Source organism: Lacrimispora sanguinis (assembly GCF_044987295.1).
Taxonomy (GTDB): Bacteria; Bacillota; Clostridia; order Lachnospirales; family Lachnospiraceae; genus Lacrimispora; species Lacrimispora celerecrescens_B.
The window spans coordinates 5,028,788-5,049,879 of the sequence record NZ_CP173277.1; the positions used below are offsets into that span (position 1 = coordinate 5,028,788).

The following is a 21,092-nucleotide window of genomic DNA, read 5'->3' on the forward strand; positions in this document are numbered from 1 at the left end:
AAAGAACAATATGTTCTGTTGTGAACTTATTGTACTGAAAAGTAACGAAAGAATCAAGAGACAATTTTGGAGGACAGATCATGTTAAAAAAAATAAGCGACTTATTTGCCGGGCCTGCAATGACTATCGTTTCCGGCGGGTTTCTGGTGCTCAGCCTGATGTTTCTGTTTACGGGGAAGGGATTTCTTTTTAACCCGGCATGGATAACCATTGCTTTGTCCGGATACCCGCTTACATATCTTGCAATCACTCGATTGGTATATGAAAAATGGATCTCTTCCGCATTACTGATTTCTATTGCAATGGCGGCCTCCATTGCCATTGGCGAGCTTTTTGCTGCCGGTGAGGTTGCCTTCATCATGTCCATAGGCGCAATTTTAGAGGAAAAAACAGTTGAGCGGTCAAAAAGGGGATTAAAACAGTTAATCAGTCTTACACCCATGATGGGAAGAAGAATTCTTTCTGATCCATCGGGTATCCATGAAGAAATAATCCCGGTGGAACAGATCAAAGAGGGTGATATTCTTCGTATACTGCCAGGGGAAACAATTCCCGTAGACGGTGAAATAGCAGAGGGAAATACATCAATCGACCAATCGATCATAACCGGAGAATCACTTCCAGTGGATAAAAGCGTGGGAGATCAGGTCTTCTGTGGTACGATTAACCGTTTCGGCTCAATTGAAATTGTTACAGCCAGGGTTGGTGAGGATTCTTCCCTGCAAAAACTCATCCGAATGGTACAGGAGGCTGAAAATAAAAAAGCACCTATGCATCGTATCGCGGATAAATGGGCTGCATGGCTTGTGCCGGTGGCATTAGGCATTTCTGTGGCAGCATTTGGTATTACATGGGCTCTTGGAAATGAAATCATGGAAGCTTTAAACCGCGCCGTTACCGTCCTTGTGGTTTTCTGTCCATGTGCGCTGGCTCTGGCTACTCCCACTTCCATTATGGCGGCCATCGGCCAGGCAACTAAGCACGGCATTATCATTAAATCCGGTGAAGCTTTGGAAAACATGGGAAAGGTGGACTGCATTGCTTTTGATAAAACCGGGACTCTGACCAACGGTAATCTTGTAGTCACAGATGTGGTTCCTTTGAACGAAGAAGTAGGGAAAGAACAGCTTTTAAGCTTAGCAGCATCTGCGGAAACCTATTCAGAACATCCCTTAGCCAAAGCAATTGTTGCTCATGCGAAGGAATTGCAGATTGCAATAGGGCCTGCAGACAATTTTCAGATGATGCCGGGAAAAGGTATCTCGGCAACGATCAGCGGACAGACACTGCTTTGCGGAACTGTAAAGTTCTTAAAAGAGTATCAGATACCTATGAATGAATTGGTGTACATCAAATTGAATGAGTTTCGTACACAGGGAAAGGCGATGATACTTGTTGCAAAAGAAAGGTCATTGATCGGAGTGATAACCCTTTCCGATACACTGCGGGATACGGCTCATAGCGTGGTAAGTGAACTCCATGGAATGGATACCCAGGTCGTTCTGCTGACCGGTGATCATATGCAAGCGGCAGGTTATTTTGCTAAACAAATCGGCATTTCGACTGTGAGAGCTGAGCTGCTTCCCGAAGATAAAGTCAGCAGTATTGCGGAACTTAAAAAACAAGGAAAAAGGGTGTGCATGATCGGGGATGGCGTCAATGACGCACCGGCACTTAAACTCGCAGATGTAGGTGTGGCTATGGGGAGTATGGGAAGTGATATCGCCATCGAAGCGGCAGATATTGCTTTGACTGGTGACGATATTTCAATGATTCCATATTTGAAGAGGTTGTCCAATGCCACGGTTCGCACCATAAAATTCAACATCACTGTGTCAATGACAATTAATTTTATCGCCATACTTTTATCCGTAACAGGCGTATTAAACCCGGTTACCGGTGCATTGGTACATAATGCTGGTTCTGTATTGGTGGTATTGAATGCGGCACTGCTCTATGACCGGAAATTCACATAAAAAGGAGACCATGTATTTGCGTGGCTTTATATATGCTATTTTACCAAATTTAATGGAAAATAAATAAGAGTGCAGACCCATAATAATTCGATAGGTCTTGCACTCTTTCATGAATTTATTTTTATTTTATGCAATTACATTTATTTTTTCTTTGATTTGCCTAATTTCATTTTCTAGTGTTAACTGAAGATCAGTTACATTATTTTCAATGGAATTCAAACGGCTTTTTAATTCTTGCGTATCTTTATATATTGCTTGCAATAATTCGTTATCGGTCATGCGTCTGTCCTCCTTTTTATATGTAAAGATTATATCATGACCAAAGTATAAAGTCTATTCAATTATCAAAATACTGGTGTTTCCGTTTGGAGAGCGAGTAATCTATTGTTAAATGCCTGCTCAGGAATTACACCTGACTTTAACGTTGAGTTACTATTTTGCCCACATACCAGTAGGAACGCGGATTTCGTATAAATTTTACAGGAAATTAATAAAAAAACATAAAAAGTGCTACAATATAATATTGCGCTATTTTTTATTGAAAAATAGGCAAACTATCTGTAAAAGAATATCGCTATATCAGAAGGATTTCTTAAATAAGGAGGAGCTTCAATTGCAGAGCTTTTTGGAAAAAACTAATTTTTATATAAATTCCCCGTTTCTGCTGAATAGTTTATTCATATTGGCAGCTTTGATTTGTATTGTGCTATTCCTATTGTATTACCGCCGTTATCATTTTAGTAAGAAGGTGCGTTTCCTGGCCTGCTTCCAGGGAGAAGATAATAAACTTGATCCTGGCGAGTGGGAGAAGCAGATGCTTGATCTGGCAGAAAGCCATAGCCAGGTCAGACTGGTGGGCCATAGCTTTGTTCTTAATGATTATAATCAGGCCGCCTACAAAAAGCTGAATAATATTAGAGACAGCATTTCTGCCGTTTCCACAGATATTATTTCCCTGATTCCGGCAGCACGATGGCTCTTTGATAATTTCCAGATGTTGTACCGGGAAATTAAAAAAGTCCGTACATCGGGAACCAGTTATGCCGTATTGCCGGTTCTGGAAGGAAAAGAATACCGGAACTTTCCCCGTATTTATGTTGTGGCAAAAAAGATGGTGGCTCTTTCCGGCGGACACTTAAGTGAAGAAAATATTTCCGTGATGTTAAAGGCTTATCAGCAGAAAATCCCCCTTACGGACAAGGAGATCTGGGTTCTGCCGGAAGTGCTGGGCTTTTGTATCCTTGAAGAAATCATTGTAATCGCAGATGAAATTCTTCATATGATTGAAGTAAAATCTAAGGCTGAAAAGTTTCTGCGGGATAAGTTAGCGGATAGGAAGGGACCAGCCGATATATCAGCACTGCTTTGCAAAACAGAGGATAACTTAAGACAGAATTACTCGTTCCATGCCCATGTAATACATCTGTTGAAAAACTTATCTTTTGATGAAGCTTCCATTCAAAAATATCTGGAGCATCATTTCTCTTCCCTTGAAAGGCAGGTAAAAACCTCCGGCATTTTCATGGAGGAAGGAAGAATTGAATCATTTCTCGAGACAACCATCCGTACATTAATTGTCAGTCTGAGGGATATTAATGAGGTTGATGAAGAAAAATTCTTTGAGGAATATTCTTGTCTGGAGCGGATTTTATCACAGGATCCGGATGGGGTATATCCAAAGATGGATTTGGAATCCAGAGGTATGTACCGCGGGGTTATCGTTAAATTATCCCATCGTTATCGGCTGCTGGAGGAAAAGATAGCCGGGGACTGTCTGGAACTGGCGGATCAGGGCAGGGAGGACTTACATTGTTCTCATCATGTGGGAGCCTATCTATTGGGTAAGGGTTATCCGATTTTAAAAGCAAAGGCGCTAGGAAAACCGATTCCTCAAACCATTAAGAAAAGGATGAATGTAAATGGCTTCCTTTATTTCCTTACCTTATTCCTTATTATTCCGGGACTTTGCGCCTGCTTCCTCTATGCTTTCCGGAACCTTGGCGGACTTTTAAAGATCAGCCGGCAAGTAATTACCCTTCTGGCGGCACTGCCGCTTTTAATGGGTATTTCCATAGAGATCACAAATTTTATTTTTACAAGAAGAATTAAGGTCAGGAAGATTCCTTCCCTGAATTATCTGGAGGAAATACCAGAGGAAGCAAAAACGTTTGTAGTTATGCCGGTTATTGTCTCCTCAAAGGAACAGGGCCTTGGGTATATGGAACGGCTTCAAAAGCATTATCTGGCAAACCGGCAGCAGGGCCTTTTCTATGCATTACTGTTTGATTTTTCAGATTCTCCGGACCAGTTCATGGAACAGGACCAGGTGATTGAAAATGCCCTTGTTGTACGTATGAAGGAGTTAAATGAGCTCTATCCGTCGGAACAACAGCGCTTTTCCCTGTTTTTTCGCTGCCGCAAATGGAATAAAGCAGAGAACTGTTATATGGGCTGGGAGCGTAAACGAGGAAAGCTTGAAGAGTTTAATAACCTTTTAAATGGAGCGGAAAAGGAGAATACCACCTTCACCTCCATTTACTGTGACGAAAAGCTCCTAACCACCTTCCGGTATGTTATTACACTGGACGCGGATACCAATCTGCTTCGCGACAATGCAGCAAAACTGGTCGGACTGATTGATCATCCTTTAAATAAACCGATTCTGGATCCGGAAGGCCAAAAGGTGGAAGAGGGCTATGTCATCATTCAGCCATCGGTCAGAAACCATATTGTGGATAAGAACGGCAGCAGGTTCACGAAAATCTTTGGAGGAGAATCGGGACTTGCCCATTATGGAACCGTAATATCAGATATTTACCAGGATATTTTTAATAAAGGAATCTATACCGGGAAGGGTATCTATGATCGGGAAGCCTTCCACAAGGTGCTTCAGAACAAAGTACCTGAAAACAGGATTCTCAGCCATGACCTTTTTGAAAGCTGCTATGCAAAGACGGCTTTTTCCAGTACGGTCAAGATTATGGACAATTTCCCGACCAGCGTTTTATCCTTCACCAAAAGGGAACACCGATGGCTGCGCGGGGACTGGCAGCTGCTGCCCTGGCTGTTTTTAAAAAATACCCGGGACGGGAGAAGCTTATGTGCGCTGTCAAAGTGGAAAATCTTTGACAACTTAAGAAGAAGCATGGTTCCTTTCAGTAAGACGTTATTTGTACTACTGAATCTGGCATGGATGCCAAAGGCATATTATCTTTGGTTACCCATTGTTTTCTTTAATGATATATTTACCCTGGTGATTCTGCTGCTTGCAGTAATCACCCAGAAGCTGTTCCGGCCAAAGCTTGCCCTTGTTTATAAATGCTTTTTCAAGGAACTTGCTGCGATGTTTTATAGAGCATTCCTGGAGTTTACAATCACTCCATATCGTGCTTATGTCGCAACGGATGCAATGATCAGAACTCTGTATCGGATCTTTATCAGCAAAAAGAATCTGCTTCGCTGGAATACGGCAGAAGCAGTGGACGCCTCCATTGTCAATACCAGAAGAGGTTATTTTCTTACCATGTGGAGTTCTCTTCTTCCGGCGGCTGCCCTCGTTATCGTTTTATTTATGGGATATTTAAGCCCGGCAGGAATGATCTTAACAGCAATTGTAATCGCTGACTGGTGCTTTGCCTATGAAATCGCCTACCGGATCAGTCAGCCGGATAAACAGCTTCATCTTAAGAATAAAGCACAGAATAATGAACTGCTTCTGGATACTGCGCGCAGAACCTGGCAGTTTTTTAAGGAGCTTTCCACAAAAGAAAATAACTGGCTCTGTCCGGATAATTACCAGATCTCAATGGTTGAAAAAGTCAGTGATAAAACATCACCGACCAATATGGGGCTTCAGTTTCTGGCAATTTTATCAGCCAGGGATTTGGGATTTGAAACCTTAAGCTCTACGGTAACAGCCGTGGAAAACTTAATGGACACGGTTCAGAAAATGCCGAAATTTAATGGGCATCTCTATAACTGGTATCATATCGGGACTCTGGATGTATTAAACCCTGCCTATATTTCAACCGTAGACAGCGGCAATTTCCTGGGTCATTTGGTAGCTTTAAAAAATGGACTTTTGGAACTGATCGACAGGCCGGTTTATCCGGAGAATTTTCTATCCGAACTCAGAATTGCGGTTGAAAACAGCAATGAGGAAATTCGTATGAAAACAGGCAATCCTGCCGGTAATGAACTGAAGACCAGGTATCAAAAGATCGGGGAGCTGATAGACGATATTACGGAAATCAGGGAAGATTTAAACGACAGGGAGCTTATACCGCGTGAAGATTACCAGTGGACCAGACAGTTATTGAATCTAATTGACAGCACGATAAAGGAGGCTGAGTCCTTAAAACTGAAGGAAGAGGCCTTTTCTTCCAGTCCTTCTCTTCGTAGTATTACGTCGGAGGATAATAAAATTGTGGTTGGCATAATGGAGCGGATCAGAACGCTCAGCAATAAAATAGACGGCATTTTAACAAATGTCGATTTCCGTTTTTTGTTTAATGAAAAGCGAATGCTGTTTCATATCGGATATCATGTTTCTTCCCACACGCTGGATGAGGGCTGCTATGACCTGATGGCGTCGGAATCAGCACTGACTAGCCTTCTTGCCATAGCCATGGGAGAAGTTCCGTTAAAGCATTGGTATAAACTGGGAAGACCGCTGACCATTGTGGGGGGCATTCCCTGCTTTGTGTCCTGGAGCGGTACGATGTTTGAATATTTGATGCCAAATCTCGTATTCAAAGAATATGAAGACTCCGTCTATGCCCAGACCGCCAGGGCAGCGGTGCTCCAGCATATGAAGTATGCAAAGGAGGCGGAAATACCCTGGGGAATATCGGAGTCCCAGTATTACCGGTTTGACTTAAATTCAAATTACCAGTATAAAGCTTTCGGAGTTCCAAAGATAAGACTCCAGCCGGTCCGTAAGAACTCCATGGTTGTCGCCCCCTATGCGACGATGCTGGCATTGGATATTGCAGAAGAGGAATGCATGGGAAATTTAAAACGGCTGAAGGAATTAGGCGCTTACGGCACTTACGGTTTCTATGAATCCGTCGATTTTAATGTACCGAATTCTGTGGACTTAACACCTTATTGTATTGTTAAATCCTATATGGCTCATCATCAGGGAATGAATCTGGCCGCAATTAATAATTATCTAAATGGGGGAATCCTTCGGGAGAGATTTCACGGAGAGATGATGATAAAAGCCACAGAGGTTCTGTTGGAAGAAAAACGCCAGTCCTATTTGATTTCCATTGCAAAGCAGGGATATACAATAAAGATCGGAAAGCCTCTTTTTAAAGAAGACATCTACAGCAACCGGTATGTTAACCGTACCGGTATGAGTTCACCGGTTGTTAATTATTTATCAAATGGCACCTATTCCCTGATGATAACCAGCGATGGGGACGGGTTCAGTAAATACGAAGACCGGATGCTCTACCGTTTCCGGTCGGATATTTATGCGAATACAGGTAATTATATCTATATCAAAGACATGAAGAAAGGGAAGGTCTGGAGTGCTGCCTATCATCCGACCAAAAAGTCGCCGGATGATTACCAGGTGGTATTCAGCCCGCACCAGGCGGAATTTAAGCGCAGGGATGGGGATATCTCATCACACATGATTGTCAGCTTGAATGCGGACCAAAACTATGAGATACGTAAGATTATATTTACCAATCACGGGAATGAGGAAAAGCATTTGGAGGTGACCAGCTACCTGGAGGTAGTGGATGATACCCATCTGGCAGAAATAAGCCATCCTGCATTCAATAAGCTGTTTCTGGAGAGTGAGTACCTGGAAGAACAGGACATCTTCCTTGCAAAAAGACGGCGGAAAGATGAGGATGATAATTCTTATGTGATGCACATGGTAAGAACAGGAACAAAGTTATGTAAAAAGTTAGAATATGAAAATGACAGAAAACGTTTCATCGGAAGAAACAACACCTTAGAAAATCCGGATTCTGTGGTTAACAGCATTGCTTTTTTAAATAATTCCGGTTTTTGTAATGATCCGATCATGAGCCTGCGGGCACAGATCTGCATTGGGGCAGGTGAGACTGCCTGCATCTCTTTCATTACCGGAGTATGCCAGAGTAAAGAGGAAGCAATAAAAATCGCCGGGGAATTAAATGTAAGTTACCGGATCGATGACATCCTGGAGAAATTCCGGCTTCAAACGAATCTGGAGTTAAAGTATCTGGAGATTACCAGAGCACAGTTAAACGCTTTTCAGGATCTGATCAGCCCGGTATTCTATCCTTCGGGTATTTACCGGGGCCCGGATGAAAATATTAGGCGGAACTTTATGAATCAAAGCTTTCTATGGAAATTCGGAGTATCCGGCGATAATCCCATTCTGCTTTTAATGGTCCGGTCCATGAAAGAGGAGAGAATTGTAAAGGATGCATTAAAGGCTTACGAATATTTACGAATCAACCGTGTAATGGTGGATTTAGTTATCCTGATTGATTCCAAGCATGGTTATCATCAGGAGGTGGATGAACTAATCAATGATATGACAAGCTCTCTTCGGATTTATGATTCCAGAAGTGAGAAGCCAAGCTTCTTTACGCTTCATACGTATGAGATGAAACCAGCGGAGCTGGATTTGCTGTATACGGTAGCGAGGGTCGTATTTTCAGGGAAAACGGGGATCTATTTTACCAATGTCAAAGAAAAACAGTATGAATTACTTGAAGAATATTAGGCTTTAAGGAGGAAGGGCTTTGGACACAGCATATGCACCTACAACAGAGGAGAAAGAAACAGAGAATTATGAATTTTTTAACGGCTTCGGGGCATTTGCCTGTGAAGGCAGGGAATATGAAATTCTGCTTGAGGGTAATAACAGGCCGCCGGCACCCTGGATTAATGTTGTCTCAAACAAGAATTTTGGATTCCAGATATCAGAGTCGGGTGCCGGCTTTACCTGGAGTATCAACAGCAGGGAGAATAAGCTGACTCCATGGTCCAATGACCCAGTCAGTGACAGAGCCTCTGAGGCAATCTATATTCTGGATGAAATATCTGGTGAGGTAATGACTCCCATGTCCCTAGGAAGATCTGACCGGGGCACTTACCGGGTAAGGCATGGCTTTGGATACAGCAGATTCCTTCATGAAGAAGCGCAAATTAGTCAGGAGCTGACTGTTTTTACTCCTTTAGATGAGTCATTGAAGCTATGGAGCCTTACCCTTACAAACCGCTCGGATCGGGTGAAATATGTAAGCCTGACCTATTATGTGGAATGGGTTTTGGGAACCCAGGGGGAGCAAACCAATCCCTATATCCTGACCTCCTATAACAATGAACATGAATGCTTATTTGCAAAGAACATTTATACCATGAACTTTCAAAACACCTATTCCTACCTGTTCTCCAGTGAAACCATTATCGGTTATACCGGAGACAGGCAGGAGTTTCTGGGGCAGAAGGGCAGCGTCCGGGAGCCGCGGGGCGCGGAGGTCAAGCTATCCTGCAATACGGGGGTATCCTATGATCCCTGCGGAGCAATTCAGGTTTCCGTCGCAATACAGCCGCAGGAGTGCAAAACGGTGTTATTTGGGCTGGGGCAGAGCACCAGTCTTGAGGAGATATACAGGATCAAAAACAAATACAGGGAGATTACCGCTTCTGAAAAGGAACTTGACAGGGTAAGAACCTATTGGGATGGATTATTAGGGACGGTTAAAGTCAAAACAAAGGACCGGGCGGTGGATATCCTGGTTAACGGCTGGCTGCTCTATCAGACCGTGTCCTGCCGCATCCAGGCAAGAGCAGGCTTTTATCAGTGTGGAGGAGCCTATGGATACCGGGACCAGCTGCAGGACACCCTTTCCCTTCTCTTTGCAGATTCTAGTATACTGCGCGGGCAAATTCTGATTGCCTGCAGCAGGCAGTTTGAAGAGGGAGATGTCCAGCATTGGTGGCATCCTCCCATGGGGATCGGGGTAAGAACCAGAATAACTGATGACCTGCTGTGGCTGCCATATTGTACCGCCGCATATATACGAAGTACCGGAGATACCACAATTTTAAAGGAGAAAGTCCCTTACATTAAGGGGCCGGTGCTTCAGGAAGGGCAGCATGATGTGATGTTTACCCCGGAGATATCCCAAAGTTTCGCAACTGTTTATGAACATTGCAAAAAAGCCATCGACCGGACCAGCTTCGGAGAACATGGACTTCCTCTCATGGGAGGCGGCGACTGGAATGACGGCATGAATGAGGTAGGAATAGAGGGGAAGGGAGAGAGTGTCTGGCTGGCATGGTTTTTCTATACGGTGCTGGGGGACTTCATTCCTTTGTGCCATAAGGAGGATGATGAGGCTTACGGCCGGGAACTGGAGCAGAAACGGGAAAGTCTGCTTCAAAGCATCGAAGAACACACCTGGGATGGGGAGTGGTATCTTCGTGCCTTTTACGACGATGGCTCGAAACTGGGGTCAAAGGAAAATGATGAGTGCAGGATCGATTCCATCAGCCAGTCCTGGAGTGTGATATCAAAGGGGGCGAAAGAGGAACGTGCAAAAACAGCAATGCAGTCGGCATGGCGTTATCTGGTAAGAGAGGAAGAGGCCATTTCCTTACTTTTGACACCTCCCTTTAATAAAACAAGCAAAAACCCAGGTTATATTAAAAATTATATTCCCGGCATGCGTGAAAACGGAGGCCAGTATACCCATGCTGCGGTTTGGCTGGCCATTGCCACATCAATGCTCCGTGACTATCACATGGCACAAACCCTATTCACCATACTTAATCCGATTCATGTGACACAAACCAGGAAGGATGTGCTCAGGTACGAGAAAGAGCCTTACGTTATGACGGCGGATATCTCTTTAAGCCCGCCCTATACCGGCAGAGGCGGCTGGAGCTGGTATACCGGTTCCGCAGGCTGGATGTACCAGGGGTTATTAAGCTGGTTTCTTGGCATTCGGAAAGAGGGAAATGAACTGATTATTGATCCGGCCACGCCGGCAAGCTTCGGTGACTTTTCCGTTGAGTATAAGTTTGGCAGGTCACTCTATGAAATCAGGGTTGAAAGCAGAAGTAAGGGAACACTGACAACGGAAGCAATCACTGTGGATGATAGTCTCATTCAAGGGAACCGGGTTTCGTTGGTGGATGATGGAGAAAAACATCTGATTATCGTATAGTACCTTGTTCACCATTCCTGGGAAACAAAAGTCCTATTGCGACAGGAATGGAAAAATCGGAAAGGAGGGTAACATGAAGACTGACAGACGATTGAATCAAGCTTACAAAAATGCTGAAGTTGTGTATTTTGATGATAATTCAAAATATATATTTTTTAGTGATATCCACAGAGGGGATGACAGCATCTCAGATGAATTCACTAGAAATCAGAATGTTTTTTTGCATGCATTAAATTATTATTATAAAGAGGGATATGAATATATAGAAGTTGGGGATGGAGATGAACTTTGGGAATATAAGAATTTCAGCGTGATTCGTTTAGCCCACAGCGATGTTTTTACAGTAATAAAAAAGTTTTATGATGAAGGCCGCTTTATCATGTTATATGGGAATCATAATATTTATTTAAAGTCAAAGCTATTTATCAGAGAAAATTATTATCAATATTATGATGAATATAATCAGATAAAGGTGGACTTATATAGGGGATTGAAGCCGAAGGAGGCGATCATTCTCAAACATAAGAAAACGAAACAGAAGATTCTTGTACTGCATGGGCATCAGGGTGACATTATGAATGATCAGCTATGGCTCTTTTCCATGTTATTACTTCGATATTTTTGGCGGTATCTGCATATCGTTGGATTTGGCAATCCAACCAGCCCAGCCCGTAATCTATTTAAAAGACATAAAGTAGAGAAGGTTTATGACAGATGGATAGAAAAAAATAAAATGATGCTGATCTGTGGACATACTCACAGACCAAAGTTCCCGAAAGCAGATGACCTCCCATACTTTAATACTGGCTGTTGTATCCGTACCCGTGGGATTAATGGAATTGAAATTATAAATGGTATGATACAGATGGTTGATTGGAGAATTGCTGCGAATGAAAAAGGAGAATTGCGTGTTCACAGGACAGTAGTTAGAGGACCCATGCCACTTGAAAATTATGATTATAAAAACAATCCTTATTCAACTCATTATAATAACTAAAATGTCGTTATCCCCCCTGAACTGCCGGAAAGGCTGGAACCCTTGCCATAAGGCTGTTTCAGTATCTTCACAAAATAATCTCTTGACATGAATCATAGCTCTAATGTTATATTGTCCTTATAATCATTTTTGGAAAAATAAGGAGGATATCATGAATAGAGGAATTGTCGTTACCGGAGGCGCACATGGGATAGGAAAACAGATATGTCAGGATTTTATTCAAGCTGGCGATCAAGTGTGTTTTATTGATATAGATGAAAAGAAATCGGCTGATTTTGCGAAAGAGAATCCAAATCTGTTTAACTTTTGCGGAGATGTAGCAGATCCACTGACATTAAAACGGTTCATTGATTTTTCCCTTGAAAAGCTGAAACGGATTGATGTTTTAGTCAACAATGCCTGCCGTGGAAATAAAGGTATTTTATCCGGTTTATCCTATGAAGAATTTGATTATACCTTATCCATCGGATTGAAAGCTCCATTTGAATTAAGCCGTCTATGTAAAGATGAATTAATCAAAAATCACGGTAGAATTATTAATATTGCTTCATCACGTGCATTTCAGTCTGAGCCTGATACAGAAGCATACGCAAGTGCGAAAGGCGGAATTGTTGCATTGACACATGCTCTGGCAGTATCACTTGGGCCGGATGTTCTTGTTAACTGTATAGCTCCAGGCTGGATCAATGTAACGGATCAGCAGGAATTCAGCCGTGAAGACCGCTTCGCAATTCCGGCAGGAAAAATAGGAACGCCAAAGGATATATCGAATATGGTATTGTTTTTATGTGAGCAGGATTTTATTACAGGGGAGACCATTACGGCAGATGGGGGAATGAGTAAACGAATGATTTATCATGGAGATTGGAATTGGCATTATAAATGGAAACCGCAATCCTCTTAAAAAGGACTGCGGTTTTCATTTACAGTTCATTTACTTCCAATCGGAAAGCCAGGACTTGTCATTTGCAATCGCATTTACGATCTCTTCCCCTGATTTGAAATTATCAAAGGTGCCCCTGTTGATTTCACTAATGGCTTTACCTAACAGGTTTTCATAGTACGCTTCCGGTGTTATTTCGGTTGTGGTCTGGTGGAAATGCTGTTGGGATTCAGAAGAAGCGATTCGTGCATATTCGTTTTTTACTTGGGATATGAGCTTATCACGGTTCATACAATTTACTCCTTTGCATAGAAAGTTAATTATTTATCATTGCCGGGTTTGTGACGGCTGCCGGACTGTTTCTTTGTATTTCGGCTTTCTCCATCTAATGCGCTCTCAGCCATGGTAGGGCCTCCATTGGCTTTTTTCTTACGGATTGATTTTGGGTCAAGTTGTGAATCCTTTGCCATAATTATTCTCCTTAATATTAATAGGATTATTATTTACAGGTAAAAGGATATTATTCTTATTTAAATTTGTTTGGCAAGCATAAGATCGCCATACCTTGTGAACCCAATTCCGGTAAGTGTGTATCGCGGATAACCTGTGTCAGGATAAGTCTGCCATCACGGTCAGTTCGGAGAACGCTGATCGAGCCCTCATTACCGTTGAGTACATAGAAGGTATTGGAACAAACGCCGCTGTCAATTGGTGCACCAGATCCATTTTTCGTACTATAGACAACGTTTGAAACCCTCAAGCGTCCATTTCTTTCAACTTCATATGTCGTTATTGTATGGCTGCCGGCATTGGAAGTATAGGCAAAACGTCCGTTTTCAGATAGCGAAACCCAACAGGTAGCTGACTGGAAATTCAATACAGATGGACTGATTACAGAAAGAGTTCCATCCGGATTAACTTTGTAAGAAGATAATGCATTGATTCCAACTTCAGTAACCAACAAGATTTCATTTGTTAAGAAAACAGAGCCAAAAGGTCCGGGACCGCTGGAATTGCTGAGGATCGGGTCAGTGAGGGTTCCATCTGGTTGAACGGTAAATACACTGATTAGGTTCGTGTTCTGCTCGGAAACTGCTATTCTTTTGCCATTATAATTAATGACAATGCAAGTAGGCTTGGCATTTACTGAACTCAATGACTTAGTAGAGCCTATGATTTCGGCAAGATTGCCGTTTTCGTCTATATGAAAACCGGTAACATTGGACGCAATACTGCTTCCGTTGCCTGCATTTGCCACATAGAGAAGATTACGGTGGGTTGTCAGGCTTATTGGAAGAAAGCCGCCGGACGGCTTCTCGTCTGCGAGGATCAAGGCTCCCGAACTGGTGATTTTGAAGCTGGAGATACTGTTGCTGCCTGCGTTCACGACGAAAAGGAAACGTCCGTCATGGGATAGTACAATCGATCCCTGTGAACCAAGTGGATCAACTATCGGGTTTCCAGTACCTTGACCACCTGTTTTGTAAGCCTTAATAAATGTAAAATCATCATTGAATCTCTGGCGTATAGCGATTACTTCATTAAAATCAGCGGCATTTGTCATAGAGTAAAGGGCGTATCCATGCCGACAGTTTGTCATATCATACATTTATTTATGACTCCTTTATATGAACTATTTATAATAGGAATGTGCGTAATATGGTGTTTACGCTAATACTAATATATGCTATATTTATTAAAATGCGATGATATCAAAATACGGCTCAACAGATTATTTTATCATATATAAAAAAGTAATGAAAAGTACAAATTAACCAACATGAAACTTATTCTGTGCCGGTTAATTAAATGCGAAATATTATCTGTGCAAGGAGGATCTTTTATGATTTATTTAGACTATAATGCAACAACCCCTATTGACAAAGATGTATATCATGCCATGCTTCCCTATCTGGAGTCAGAGTTTGGAAACCCATCCAACAGCTACGATTTAGGACAGCTTGCGAAATTTGCCGTTGAGAATGCCAGAAAACAGGTCTCAGAATTGCTTGGTGCAAAAAGCAGCGAGATTTTATTTACAAGCTGCGGCAGTGAATCCAATAATGCTATAATCAAGGGAGTTGCCTACACTTATAGGAGCAAGGGTAAGCATATCATTACCTCTTGTATCGAGCATCCTTCAATCATGGAACCACTCTCATTTTTAAAGAAAAACGGTTATAACGTTACCTATCTTCCAGTAAACCGGCAAGGCTCTGTGAATCCGCAAGATTTACGGAATGCCATCTGTGAGGAAACGATTTTGGTCAGTATTATGCATTCCAATAATGAGGTGGGGACCTTGCAGCCTATCAGTGAGTTGGGGGAAATTTGCAGGGAGCAAGGCGTTTTGTTTCACACAGATGCATCTCAGTCCATTGGGAAAGTGGAGATAGACGTTTCCCGGTTACCAGTAGATTTTCTAACTCTTGCAGGACATAAACTCTATGCTCCAAAAGGAATTGGTGCATTATTTATTCGAGATGGAGTTGTAATGGAATCATTTCTGCATGGCGCAAGCCAGGAGAATGGCAGGCGTGCCGGTACGGAAAATGTGCCTTATATTGTGGCTTTGGGAGAAGCTGCGGCTCAGGCAAAGAAACACTTGGATCAAAATGATTTGATGCCAAAAAGAGATTATTTTTATGAAAAATTACTGGAGGCATTCGGCAGTAATATTCACTTAAACGGTGATGCAGTCCACCGCCTGCCCAATACTCTTAATATCAGTTTTGTAGGAAAAAATGGTGCCCAAATATTGGCGGCACTACCTGAACTATGTGCTTCCACTGGTTCTGCCTGCCACTCTGGCTCAAAAACCATTTCGCCTGTTTTAGCAGCAATGGGTGTTGAAGAAGAAATAGCATTGGGCGCTATACGTTTTAGTGTAGGCAGGTATACCACAAAGCAGGAGATTGATACGGTTGTGAATATGTTGAAAGAGCACTTTAGTTAAGCATAAAAGATAAGAAGCCATTCTTTTGGATATCCCAAGAGAATGGCTTCCTTTTTGTAATTTATCATTATACTTCTTGCATTTCTAATTTCTGATGAGATTCGACATTTTTGTATTCATTATACTGCTTTGTATAATGGTCAATTTTATGGGATACCTTATCAAGATGCTTATGCATTTCCTGAATCTGAGCTTCCACATTCTTTTTGTGCTCAATCAATATATCACAGCGCTGTTTCAGGGTCTTCTTGCCTTCCGCACTTAGATCCATAAATTCTTTAATTTGTTTGAGGGACATGCCTGTATTCTTAAGACAGCAAATCAGCCCCAGCCATTCCAGATCGTCTTCGGAATAACTGCGGATGCCGCTCTTGCTTCTGTTAATATTAGACAAAAGACCTTCTTTTTCGTAAAAACGCAGTACGTGTGCGCTTAGATTAGTTCGTTCCGATACCTGCTTGATTGTATACCCCATGTGGATATCATCCTCCCCCTATTTTGAAATTGTTTTATTATTTTTCAAATGTTTTTAAGTTTTTTGAAATTTGTATTGACTTAGAGTTAAGGTTAAGGTTTATAGTACAAATATACTATCAAATAAACAGTTTGTCAAATTATAGATAGGGGGAAATATAGTGAAAACATTAACAGATTGTTATGAACTCTCAGGCGGGGTAAAGATTCCCTGTATTGGTTTCGGTACATGGCGGGCAGAAAATGGGGATATGGCCACCACATCAGTGAGAGAAGCTTTGAAATGCGGTTATCGTCATATTGATACGGCTGCAGGTTACGGGAATGAAGAGAGCGTTGGCATGGCAGTAAAGGAGAGCGGTATTGCCCGCGAGGATATCTTTATTACCAGCAAACTGCAAAATGATATGCATGGATACGAAAATACCATGAAGGCCTTTAAGCAGACGTTGGAAAATCTTGATATGGACTATCTGGATCTTTATCTGATTCACTGGCCGAATCCAGTCAAGTACCGCGATCATTGGCAGGAAGCCAATGCCGGCACCTGGAAAGCTTTTGAAGAGCTGCACAAAGCCGGACACATTCGTGGGATAGGTGTCAGCAATTTCCACCCACATCATCTTGATGCTCTTATGCAGACGGCAAAGATCCAGCCGATGGTTAATCAGATCCGGCTTTGCCCCGGCGATACACAGGATAACGTGGTGGATTATTGCAGAAAGCACTCGATTCTTCTGGAGGCATACAGCCCCCTTGGCGTAGGCAAGATTTTTGAAGTTCCGCAGATGCAGTCACTGGCAGAAAAGTATGGAAAGTCCATCGCCCAGATTTGCGTGAGGTGGAGCCTGGAACGCGGATATCTGCCGCTGCCCAAATCCATCACACCGAAACGTATCCAGGAAAATGCTGATGTATTTGATTTCCAGCTTACCCCTGAGGACGTTCAGATCATAGCCGACTTGAAAGGCTGCTGCGGATATTCTGCAGATCCTGATACCATCACATGGTAAAGCAAAATAAAAAATAAACCAAAAGAAAGGGTAAAAATAATGCTTAATTTTGATTTCTATTCACCGGCACGTATACTATTTGGAAAAGATATGGAGAAACAGATTGGTGCGCTTTTAAAACCCCATGCAAGCAAGGTTTTGCTGCATTACGGCGGAGGCAGCATTAAAAAGAGCGGACTATACAACACAGTGACCACTTCACTGAAAGAGAATGGGCTCTCTTATGTAGAGCTTGGTGGCGTAGTGCCAAATCCCCGTCTTTCACTGGTACATGAAGGAATTGCTTTGTGCAAAGAAGAAAAGGTGGATTTAATCTTAGCTGTGGGCGGCGGAAGCGCAATTGATTCTGCCAAGGCCATTGCCATGGGTGTATATTATGATGGCGATGTATGGGAGATTTATGAGCAGGGCAAAGCAATCGAAAAGGCGCTGCCTGTAGCCACGATACTTACCATTCCTGCTGCAGGAAGCGAAGCAAGCGGTGACTCAGTCATAACCAATGAGGAGAAGCAACTGAAATACGGTTATGGCAGCCCCCATCTGCGTCCCTTACTCAGCGTCATGAATCCAGAATTGTTCTACACCCTGCCAAAGAATCAGATCGCCAACGGTGTGGCTGACATGATGAGTCATGTTTTTGAACGCTACTTTACCAACACCATCCATACCGATTTAACGGACGGTTTGTGCGAAACAGTATTAAAGACCATCATAAAGAATGCCCCCCTTGTCCTTGAAAATCCCGGGGACTACGATGCATGGTGCGAGGTAGGTTTTGGAGGTACCGTTGCTCATAACGGTTTAGTGGGTATGGGCCGTGAACAGGACTGGGCCTGCCATGGTATGGAGCATGAACTCAGTGCCATCTACGATGTGGCACACGGAGCAGGTCTGGCTGTACTGACTCCTGCATGGATGCAGTATGTATACAAGGACAATGTGAACATGTTTGTTCAGTTTGCAGTCAATGTCATGGGTGTGAAGGGCAGCTATCGTGATCCTGACGCAATGATTCAGGAGGCTATTTTGCGCCTGCGTGAATTTTTCAATAAGATGGGACTTCCGGCAACCCTCGGAGAACTTGGAATCGACGCAAGCCAGCTTGAAGTAATGGCTAAAAAAGCGACAGGTGCTGCATTTGGAAATGAGGCGCCAATTGGCGGCTTGAAAAAGCTATATTGGCAGGATGTGCTTGAGATTTATAAGCTGGCTCAATAAAAACAGTTTGGAATAATGAGAATACAATTTAATTCTGTAAAGGAGGTTCTTTGCCATGAGAACAGTTAAGTTAGGAACTTTGCAGGTACCGACGATTGCAGTCGGATGCATGCGTATCAATAAGCTGGATAAGTCCGAAGCTGAGCGCTTCGTACAGGAAGCACTGGATTTAGGTACTAATTTTTTTGATCATGCAGATATCTATGGCGGCGGTGTGTGTGAGGAAATATTTGGAGAAGCGGCACATATGAACGCAACCGTGCGTGAAAAGATGTTCCTGCAATCCAAATGCGGAATCCGTCCAGGTATTGCTTTTGATTTTTCTAAAAAACATATTTTGGAAGCAGTAGAAGGCAGCTTGAAAAGACTGAGAACGGATTATCTGGATGTATTGCTGCTCCATCGTCCGGATGCTCTGATGGAGCCGGAAGAGGTTGCCGAGGCATTTGACATTCTGCAAAGCACAGGTAAGGTACGTAATTTTGGCGTTTCCAACCAGAATCCCATGCAGATACAGCTTCTGAAGAAATTTGTTAAACAGCCGATTATTGCGAACCAGCTGCAGTTAAGCATTACAAATGCCAACATGATCTCCCAGGGCATTCATGTCAATATGCTCGATGATCAGGCAGTGAACCGGGACGGCAGTGTCATAGATTTCTGCCGAATTCATGACATCACCATTCAGCCATGGTCTCCTTTCCAGTACGGATTTTTTGAGGGTGTATTCCTGGGCAATGAGAAGTTCCCGAAACTCAATGCAAAGATTAATGAAATTTCTGCGAAATATGAAGTTAGCAACACTACCATTGCTATGGCGTGGCTGCTGCGCCATCCGGCCCATATGCAGCCTGTGACCGGGACTATGAATGTGGAGCGTCTGAAAGATTGTGCCAAGGCTGCCGATATTAAGCTTACCAGAGAGGAATGGTACGAGATCTACCTTAGTGCCGGGAACATTTTACCGTAAGTAAAAAGATGTATAGATACGGCGGTTATCTTCCAACCACCATAGACCACCCTGCCGGATTGCAGTTTTTTATTCGGCAGGGTGTATTGATGAGATACCGTTCCATTTATTTTTCCAGCAGTATAGAAATCGTTGTGTTATCTGTACGATAAGTGCTGCCTGCAATATCTCCAAACACTTCGCATACTCTAAAACCCACATCAGTTGCTTCTTTCATCAACATTTCTCTGGTAAAACAGGTATTCCATAAATAGTAAGAAATTGCCCCTGTATCAGAAACAACAGAAGTTTGTTCTAATGTTACATTCTCTGGATACCGATAGCATCCGTTAAATGCAATATAGTTCTCTTTGCACCAAAATCCCCCATCCTGACAAATTTCCCATGTTTGCCTTTCTTCAAAATCGTTATACTTAGACATTGAAAAAACATCCAATAAGAACCTTCCCCCAGGCTTTAGATGATGATAAACCGCTGTCATTACCGTTTGCCTGTCTGCTGTTGAAAGTGCACCATAGTCACAGTAGATCATTGTTGATAAATCATAGTTACGATTCAAACTCATGGTTAAATAATTCTGATATAAGTAATGAATATCTAAATTACTTTTTTTCGCAGATTCTATGGCGTAATCTATAGATCGTCTGGAAAAATCAATTCCTGTTACCTGATAGCCCATTTGTGCAAATCGTTCCGCATATATTCCTGGCCCGCAGCCAATGTCAAGAAGCTGCCTGTACTTTGACGGTGGTGCAATCTCTTTTATCCAAATAGCAGATTTATCAATGAACGCAAACTTTCTGCTGGCACCTTCAAAGCCAGGATCCAGATGGGCGATGAGCATTTGCTTGGATATATGCTCATCATCCCAAAATGGAACTGCTGTTTTCGTATACAGTGGCGGTCTTTCTAAAATTGGAATTAAGCTTTTAAACATAATGTTTTCTCCTTTCAGAATGAACAAAAGAAAAAGCCGTAGATTTTACTCTACGACTAATCTTCCTAAGATAATAAGAAGTTAAGAGTAAAATAAAATCAAACATCAGGCACAAAAACAAAACTGTGTTAACAGCCCGTTTTTAAACCTATTGAATTGATTTTATCTGCTCTTTTCCAGTAATATTCATGCCACCGATTATGTGGCATCAGATATGCCGGACTTCCATCACCTTTTCTTTTAAATTTTATGTTTTCATTTTATAGTACATAACTTACTTTGTCAACAATGTCTGACAGATGTATGGGTTCCCTTTTGAGGGTATAATAACTTTAACATAAGATATCAAATAAAAAAAGAGTATTCCCATGGGGCGCACTCTATCTATATGATAATCGATCAGAAAGAAAAAGTCTATATCTTTATAAAATTTTATTATATAATTTTCACTGTTGCAACAAATATAAATGATTGATAGGAGAA

15 protein-coding genes are annotated in these 21,092 nt (G+C 42.3%); 9 read left to right on the forward strand and 6 right to left on the reverse strand.

Going from position 1 to position 21,092, the window contains the following annotated elements; all coding sequences use genetic code 11:
- Positions 1-80 precede the first annotated feature (80 nt).
- Positions 81-1,976 (forward strand): heavy metal translocating P-type ATPase, encoded by a 1,896-nt coding sequence (locus ACHZES_RS23500; protein WP_395547615.1) that lies wholly within the window; start codon positions 81-83, stop codon positions 1,974-1,976.
- A 126-nt stretch (positions 1,977-2,102) separates the two neighbouring features.
- Here ACHZES_RS23500 and ACHZES_RS23505 read toward each other — a convergent pair whose 3' ends face one another.
- On the reverse strand, positions 2,103-2,255 hold the full coding sequence (locus ACHZES_RS23505) for a hypothetical protein (protein ID WP_154521098.1): 153 nt from the start codon (positions 2,253-2,255) through the stop codon (positions 2,103-2,105).
- A 334-nt stretch (positions 2,256-2,589) separates the two neighbouring features.
- Here ACHZES_RS23505 and ACHZES_RS23510 point away from each other — a divergent pair, with 334 nt between their 5' ends.
- The 4 genes from ACHZES_RS23510 (at position 2,590) to ACHZES_RS23525 (ending at position 13,062) form a co-directional block, all read left to right on the forward strand.
- Positions 2,590-8,709, forward strand: a complete 6,120-nt coding sequence (locus ACHZES_RS23510) for a glucoamylase family protein (RefSeq protein WP_395547614.1) — start codon at positions 2,590-2,592, stop codon at positions 8,707-8,709.
- 19 nt (positions 8,710-8,728) lie between these two features.
- A complete protein-coding gene (locus tag ACHZES_RS23515; RefSeq protein ID WP_395547613.1) occupies positions 8,729-11,161 on the forward strand; it encodes a GH36-type glycosyl hydrolase domain-containing protein in 2,433 nt (810 codons plus the stop codon).
- Positions 11,162-11,234: 73 nt separating this feature from the next.
- Positions 11,235-12,158, forward strand: coding sequence for a metallophosphoesterase (locus tag ACHZES_RS23520; protein ID WP_038279703.1), 924 nt, complete (start codon positions 11,235-11,237; stop codon positions 12,156-12,158).
- 151 nt (positions 12,159-12,309) lie between these two features.
- Entirely contained in the window at positions 12,310-13,062 is a 753-nt protein-coding gene (locus ACHZES_RS23525; RefSeq protein ID WP_154521092.1) for an SDR family oxidoreductase, read from the forward strand.
- Positions 13,063-13,092: 30 nt separating this feature from the next.
- On the opposite strand, the gene ACHZES_RS23530 is transcribed toward ACHZES_RS23525, so the two are convergent.
- From ACHZES_RS23530 to ACHZES_RS23540, 3 genes are read right to left on the reverse strand one after another with little or no spacing between them, the layout of a single operon-like run.
- On the reverse strand, positions 13,093-13,332 hold the full coding sequence (locus ACHZES_RS23530) for a hypothetical protein (protein ID WP_038279700.1): 240 nt from the start codon (positions 13,330-13,332) through the stop codon (positions 13,093-13,095).
- A 29-nt stretch (positions 13,333-13,361) separates the two neighbouring features.
- Complete coding sequence (locus ACHZES_RS23535; protein ID WP_166429703.1) at positions 13,362-13,511, reverse strand: hypothetical protein; 150 nt, start codon at positions 13,509-13,511, stop codon at positions 13,362-13,364.
- 56 nt (positions 13,512-13,567) lie between these two features.
- Positions 13,568-14,650 carry a beta-propeller fold lactonase family protein gene (locus ACHZES_RS23540; protein WP_084719553.1) on the reverse strand — a complete coding sequence of 361 codons (1,083 nt, stop codon included), beginning with the start codon at positions 14,648-14,650 and terminating at the stop codon, positions 13,568-13,570.
- Between the two features lie 234 nt (positions 14,651-14,884).
- Between ACHZES_RS23540 and ACHZES_RS23545 the strand changes: the two genes are divergently transcribed.
- On the forward strand, positions 14,885-15,997 hold the full coding sequence (locus tag ACHZES_RS23545) for a cysteine desulfurase family protein (protein ID WP_395547612.1): 1,113 nt from the start codon (positions 14,885-14,887) through the stop codon (positions 15,995-15,997).
- Positions 15,998-16,064: 67 nt separating this feature from the next.
- Here ACHZES_RS23545 and ACHZES_RS23550 read toward each other — a convergent pair whose 3' ends face one another.
- A complete protein-coding gene (locus ACHZES_RS23550; RefSeq protein ID WP_154521086.1) occupies positions 16,065-16,472 on the reverse strand; it encodes a MerR family transcriptional regulator in 408 nt (135 codons plus the stop codon).
- A gap of 160 nt (positions 16,473-16,632) precedes the next feature.
- On the opposite strand from ACHZES_RS23550, the gene ACHZES_RS23555 reads away from it, so the two are divergent.
- The 3 genes from ACHZES_RS23555 to ACHZES_RS23565 all read left to right on the forward strand — a co-directional run bounded on the left by ACHZES_RS23555 (position 16,633) and on the right by ACHZES_RS23565 (position 19,672).
- Entirely contained in the window at positions 16,633-17,484 is an 852-nt protein-coding gene (locus ACHZES_RS23555; protein WP_395547611.1) for an aldo/keto reductase, read from the forward strand.
- 90 nt (positions 17,485-17,574) lie between these two features.
- A complete protein-coding gene (locus ACHZES_RS23560; protein ID WP_404820288.1) occupies positions 17,575-18,702 on the forward strand; it encodes an iron-containing alcohol dehydrogenase in 1,128 nt (375 codons plus the stop codon).
- 55 nt (positions 18,703-18,757) lie between these two features.
- On the forward strand, positions 18,758-19,672 hold the full coding sequence (locus ACHZES_RS23565) for an aldo/keto reductase family oxidoreductase (protein WP_395547609.1): 915 nt from the start codon (positions 18,758-18,760) through the stop codon (positions 19,670-19,672).
- Between the two features lie 106 nt (positions 19,673-19,778).
- Here ACHZES_RS23565 and ACHZES_RS23570 read toward each other — a convergent pair whose 3' ends face one another.
- Positions 19,779-20,609: a class I SAM-dependent methyltransferase gene (locus ACHZES_RS23570; protein ID WP_395547608.1), complete on the reverse strand. Its 831-nt coding sequence runs from the start codon at positions 20,607-20,609 to the stop codon at positions 19,779-19,781.
- Positions 20,610-21,092 lie beyond the last annotated feature (483 nt).

Excerpts from the sequence above, each read along its gene's own strand:
- ACHZES_RS23500 (WP_395547615.1), top strand. The coding sequence starts at position 81 with ATGTTAAAAAAAATAAGCGACTTATTTGCCGGGCCTGCAATGACTATC.
- ACHZES_RS23505 (WP_154521098.1), bottom strand. The coding sequence starts at position 2,255 with ATGACCGATAACGAATTATTGCAAGCAATATATAAAGATACGCAAGAA.
- ACHZES_RS23520 (WP_038279703.1), top strand. The coding sequence starts at position 11,235 with ATGAAGACTGACAGACGATTGAATCAAGCTTACAAAAATGCTGAAGTT.
- ACHZES_RS23525 (WP_154521092.1), top strand. The coding sequence starts at position 12,310 with ATGAATAGAGGAATTGTCGTTACCGGAGGCGCACATGGGATAGGAAAA.
- ACHZES_RS23530 (WP_038279700.1), bottom strand. The coding sequence starts at position 13,332 with ATGAACCGTGATAAGCTCATATCCCAAGTAAAAAACGAATATGCACGA.
- ACHZES_RS23535 (WP_166429703.1), bottom strand. The coding sequence starts at position 13,511 with ATGGCAAAGGATTCACAACTTGACCCAAAATCAATCCGTAAGAAAAAA.
- ACHZES_RS23540 (WP_084719553.1), bottom strand. The coding sequence starts at position 14,650 with ATGTATGATATGACAAACTGTCGGCATGGATACGCCCTTTACTCTATG.
- ACHZES_RS23545 (WP_395547612.1), top strand. The coding sequence starts at position 14,885 with ATGATTTATTTAGACTATAATGCAACAACCCCTATTGACAAAGATGTA.
- ACHZES_RS23550 (WP_154521086.1), bottom strand. The coding sequence starts at position 16,472 with ATGGGGTATACAATCAAGCAGGTATCGGAACGAACTAATCTAAGCGCA.
- ACHZES_RS23560 (WP_404820288.1), top strand. The coding sequence starts at position 17,575 with ATGGAGAAACAGATTGGTGCGCTTTTAAAACCCCATGCAAGCAAGGTT.
- ACHZES_RS23565 (WP_395547609.1), top strand. The coding sequence starts at position 18,758 with ATGAGAACAGTTAAGTTAGGAACTTTGCAGGTACCGACGATTGCAGTC.
- ACHZES_RS23570 (WP_395547608.1), bottom strand. The coding sequence starts at position 20,609 with ATGTTTAAAAGCTTAATTCCAATTTTAGAAAGACCGCCACTGTATACG.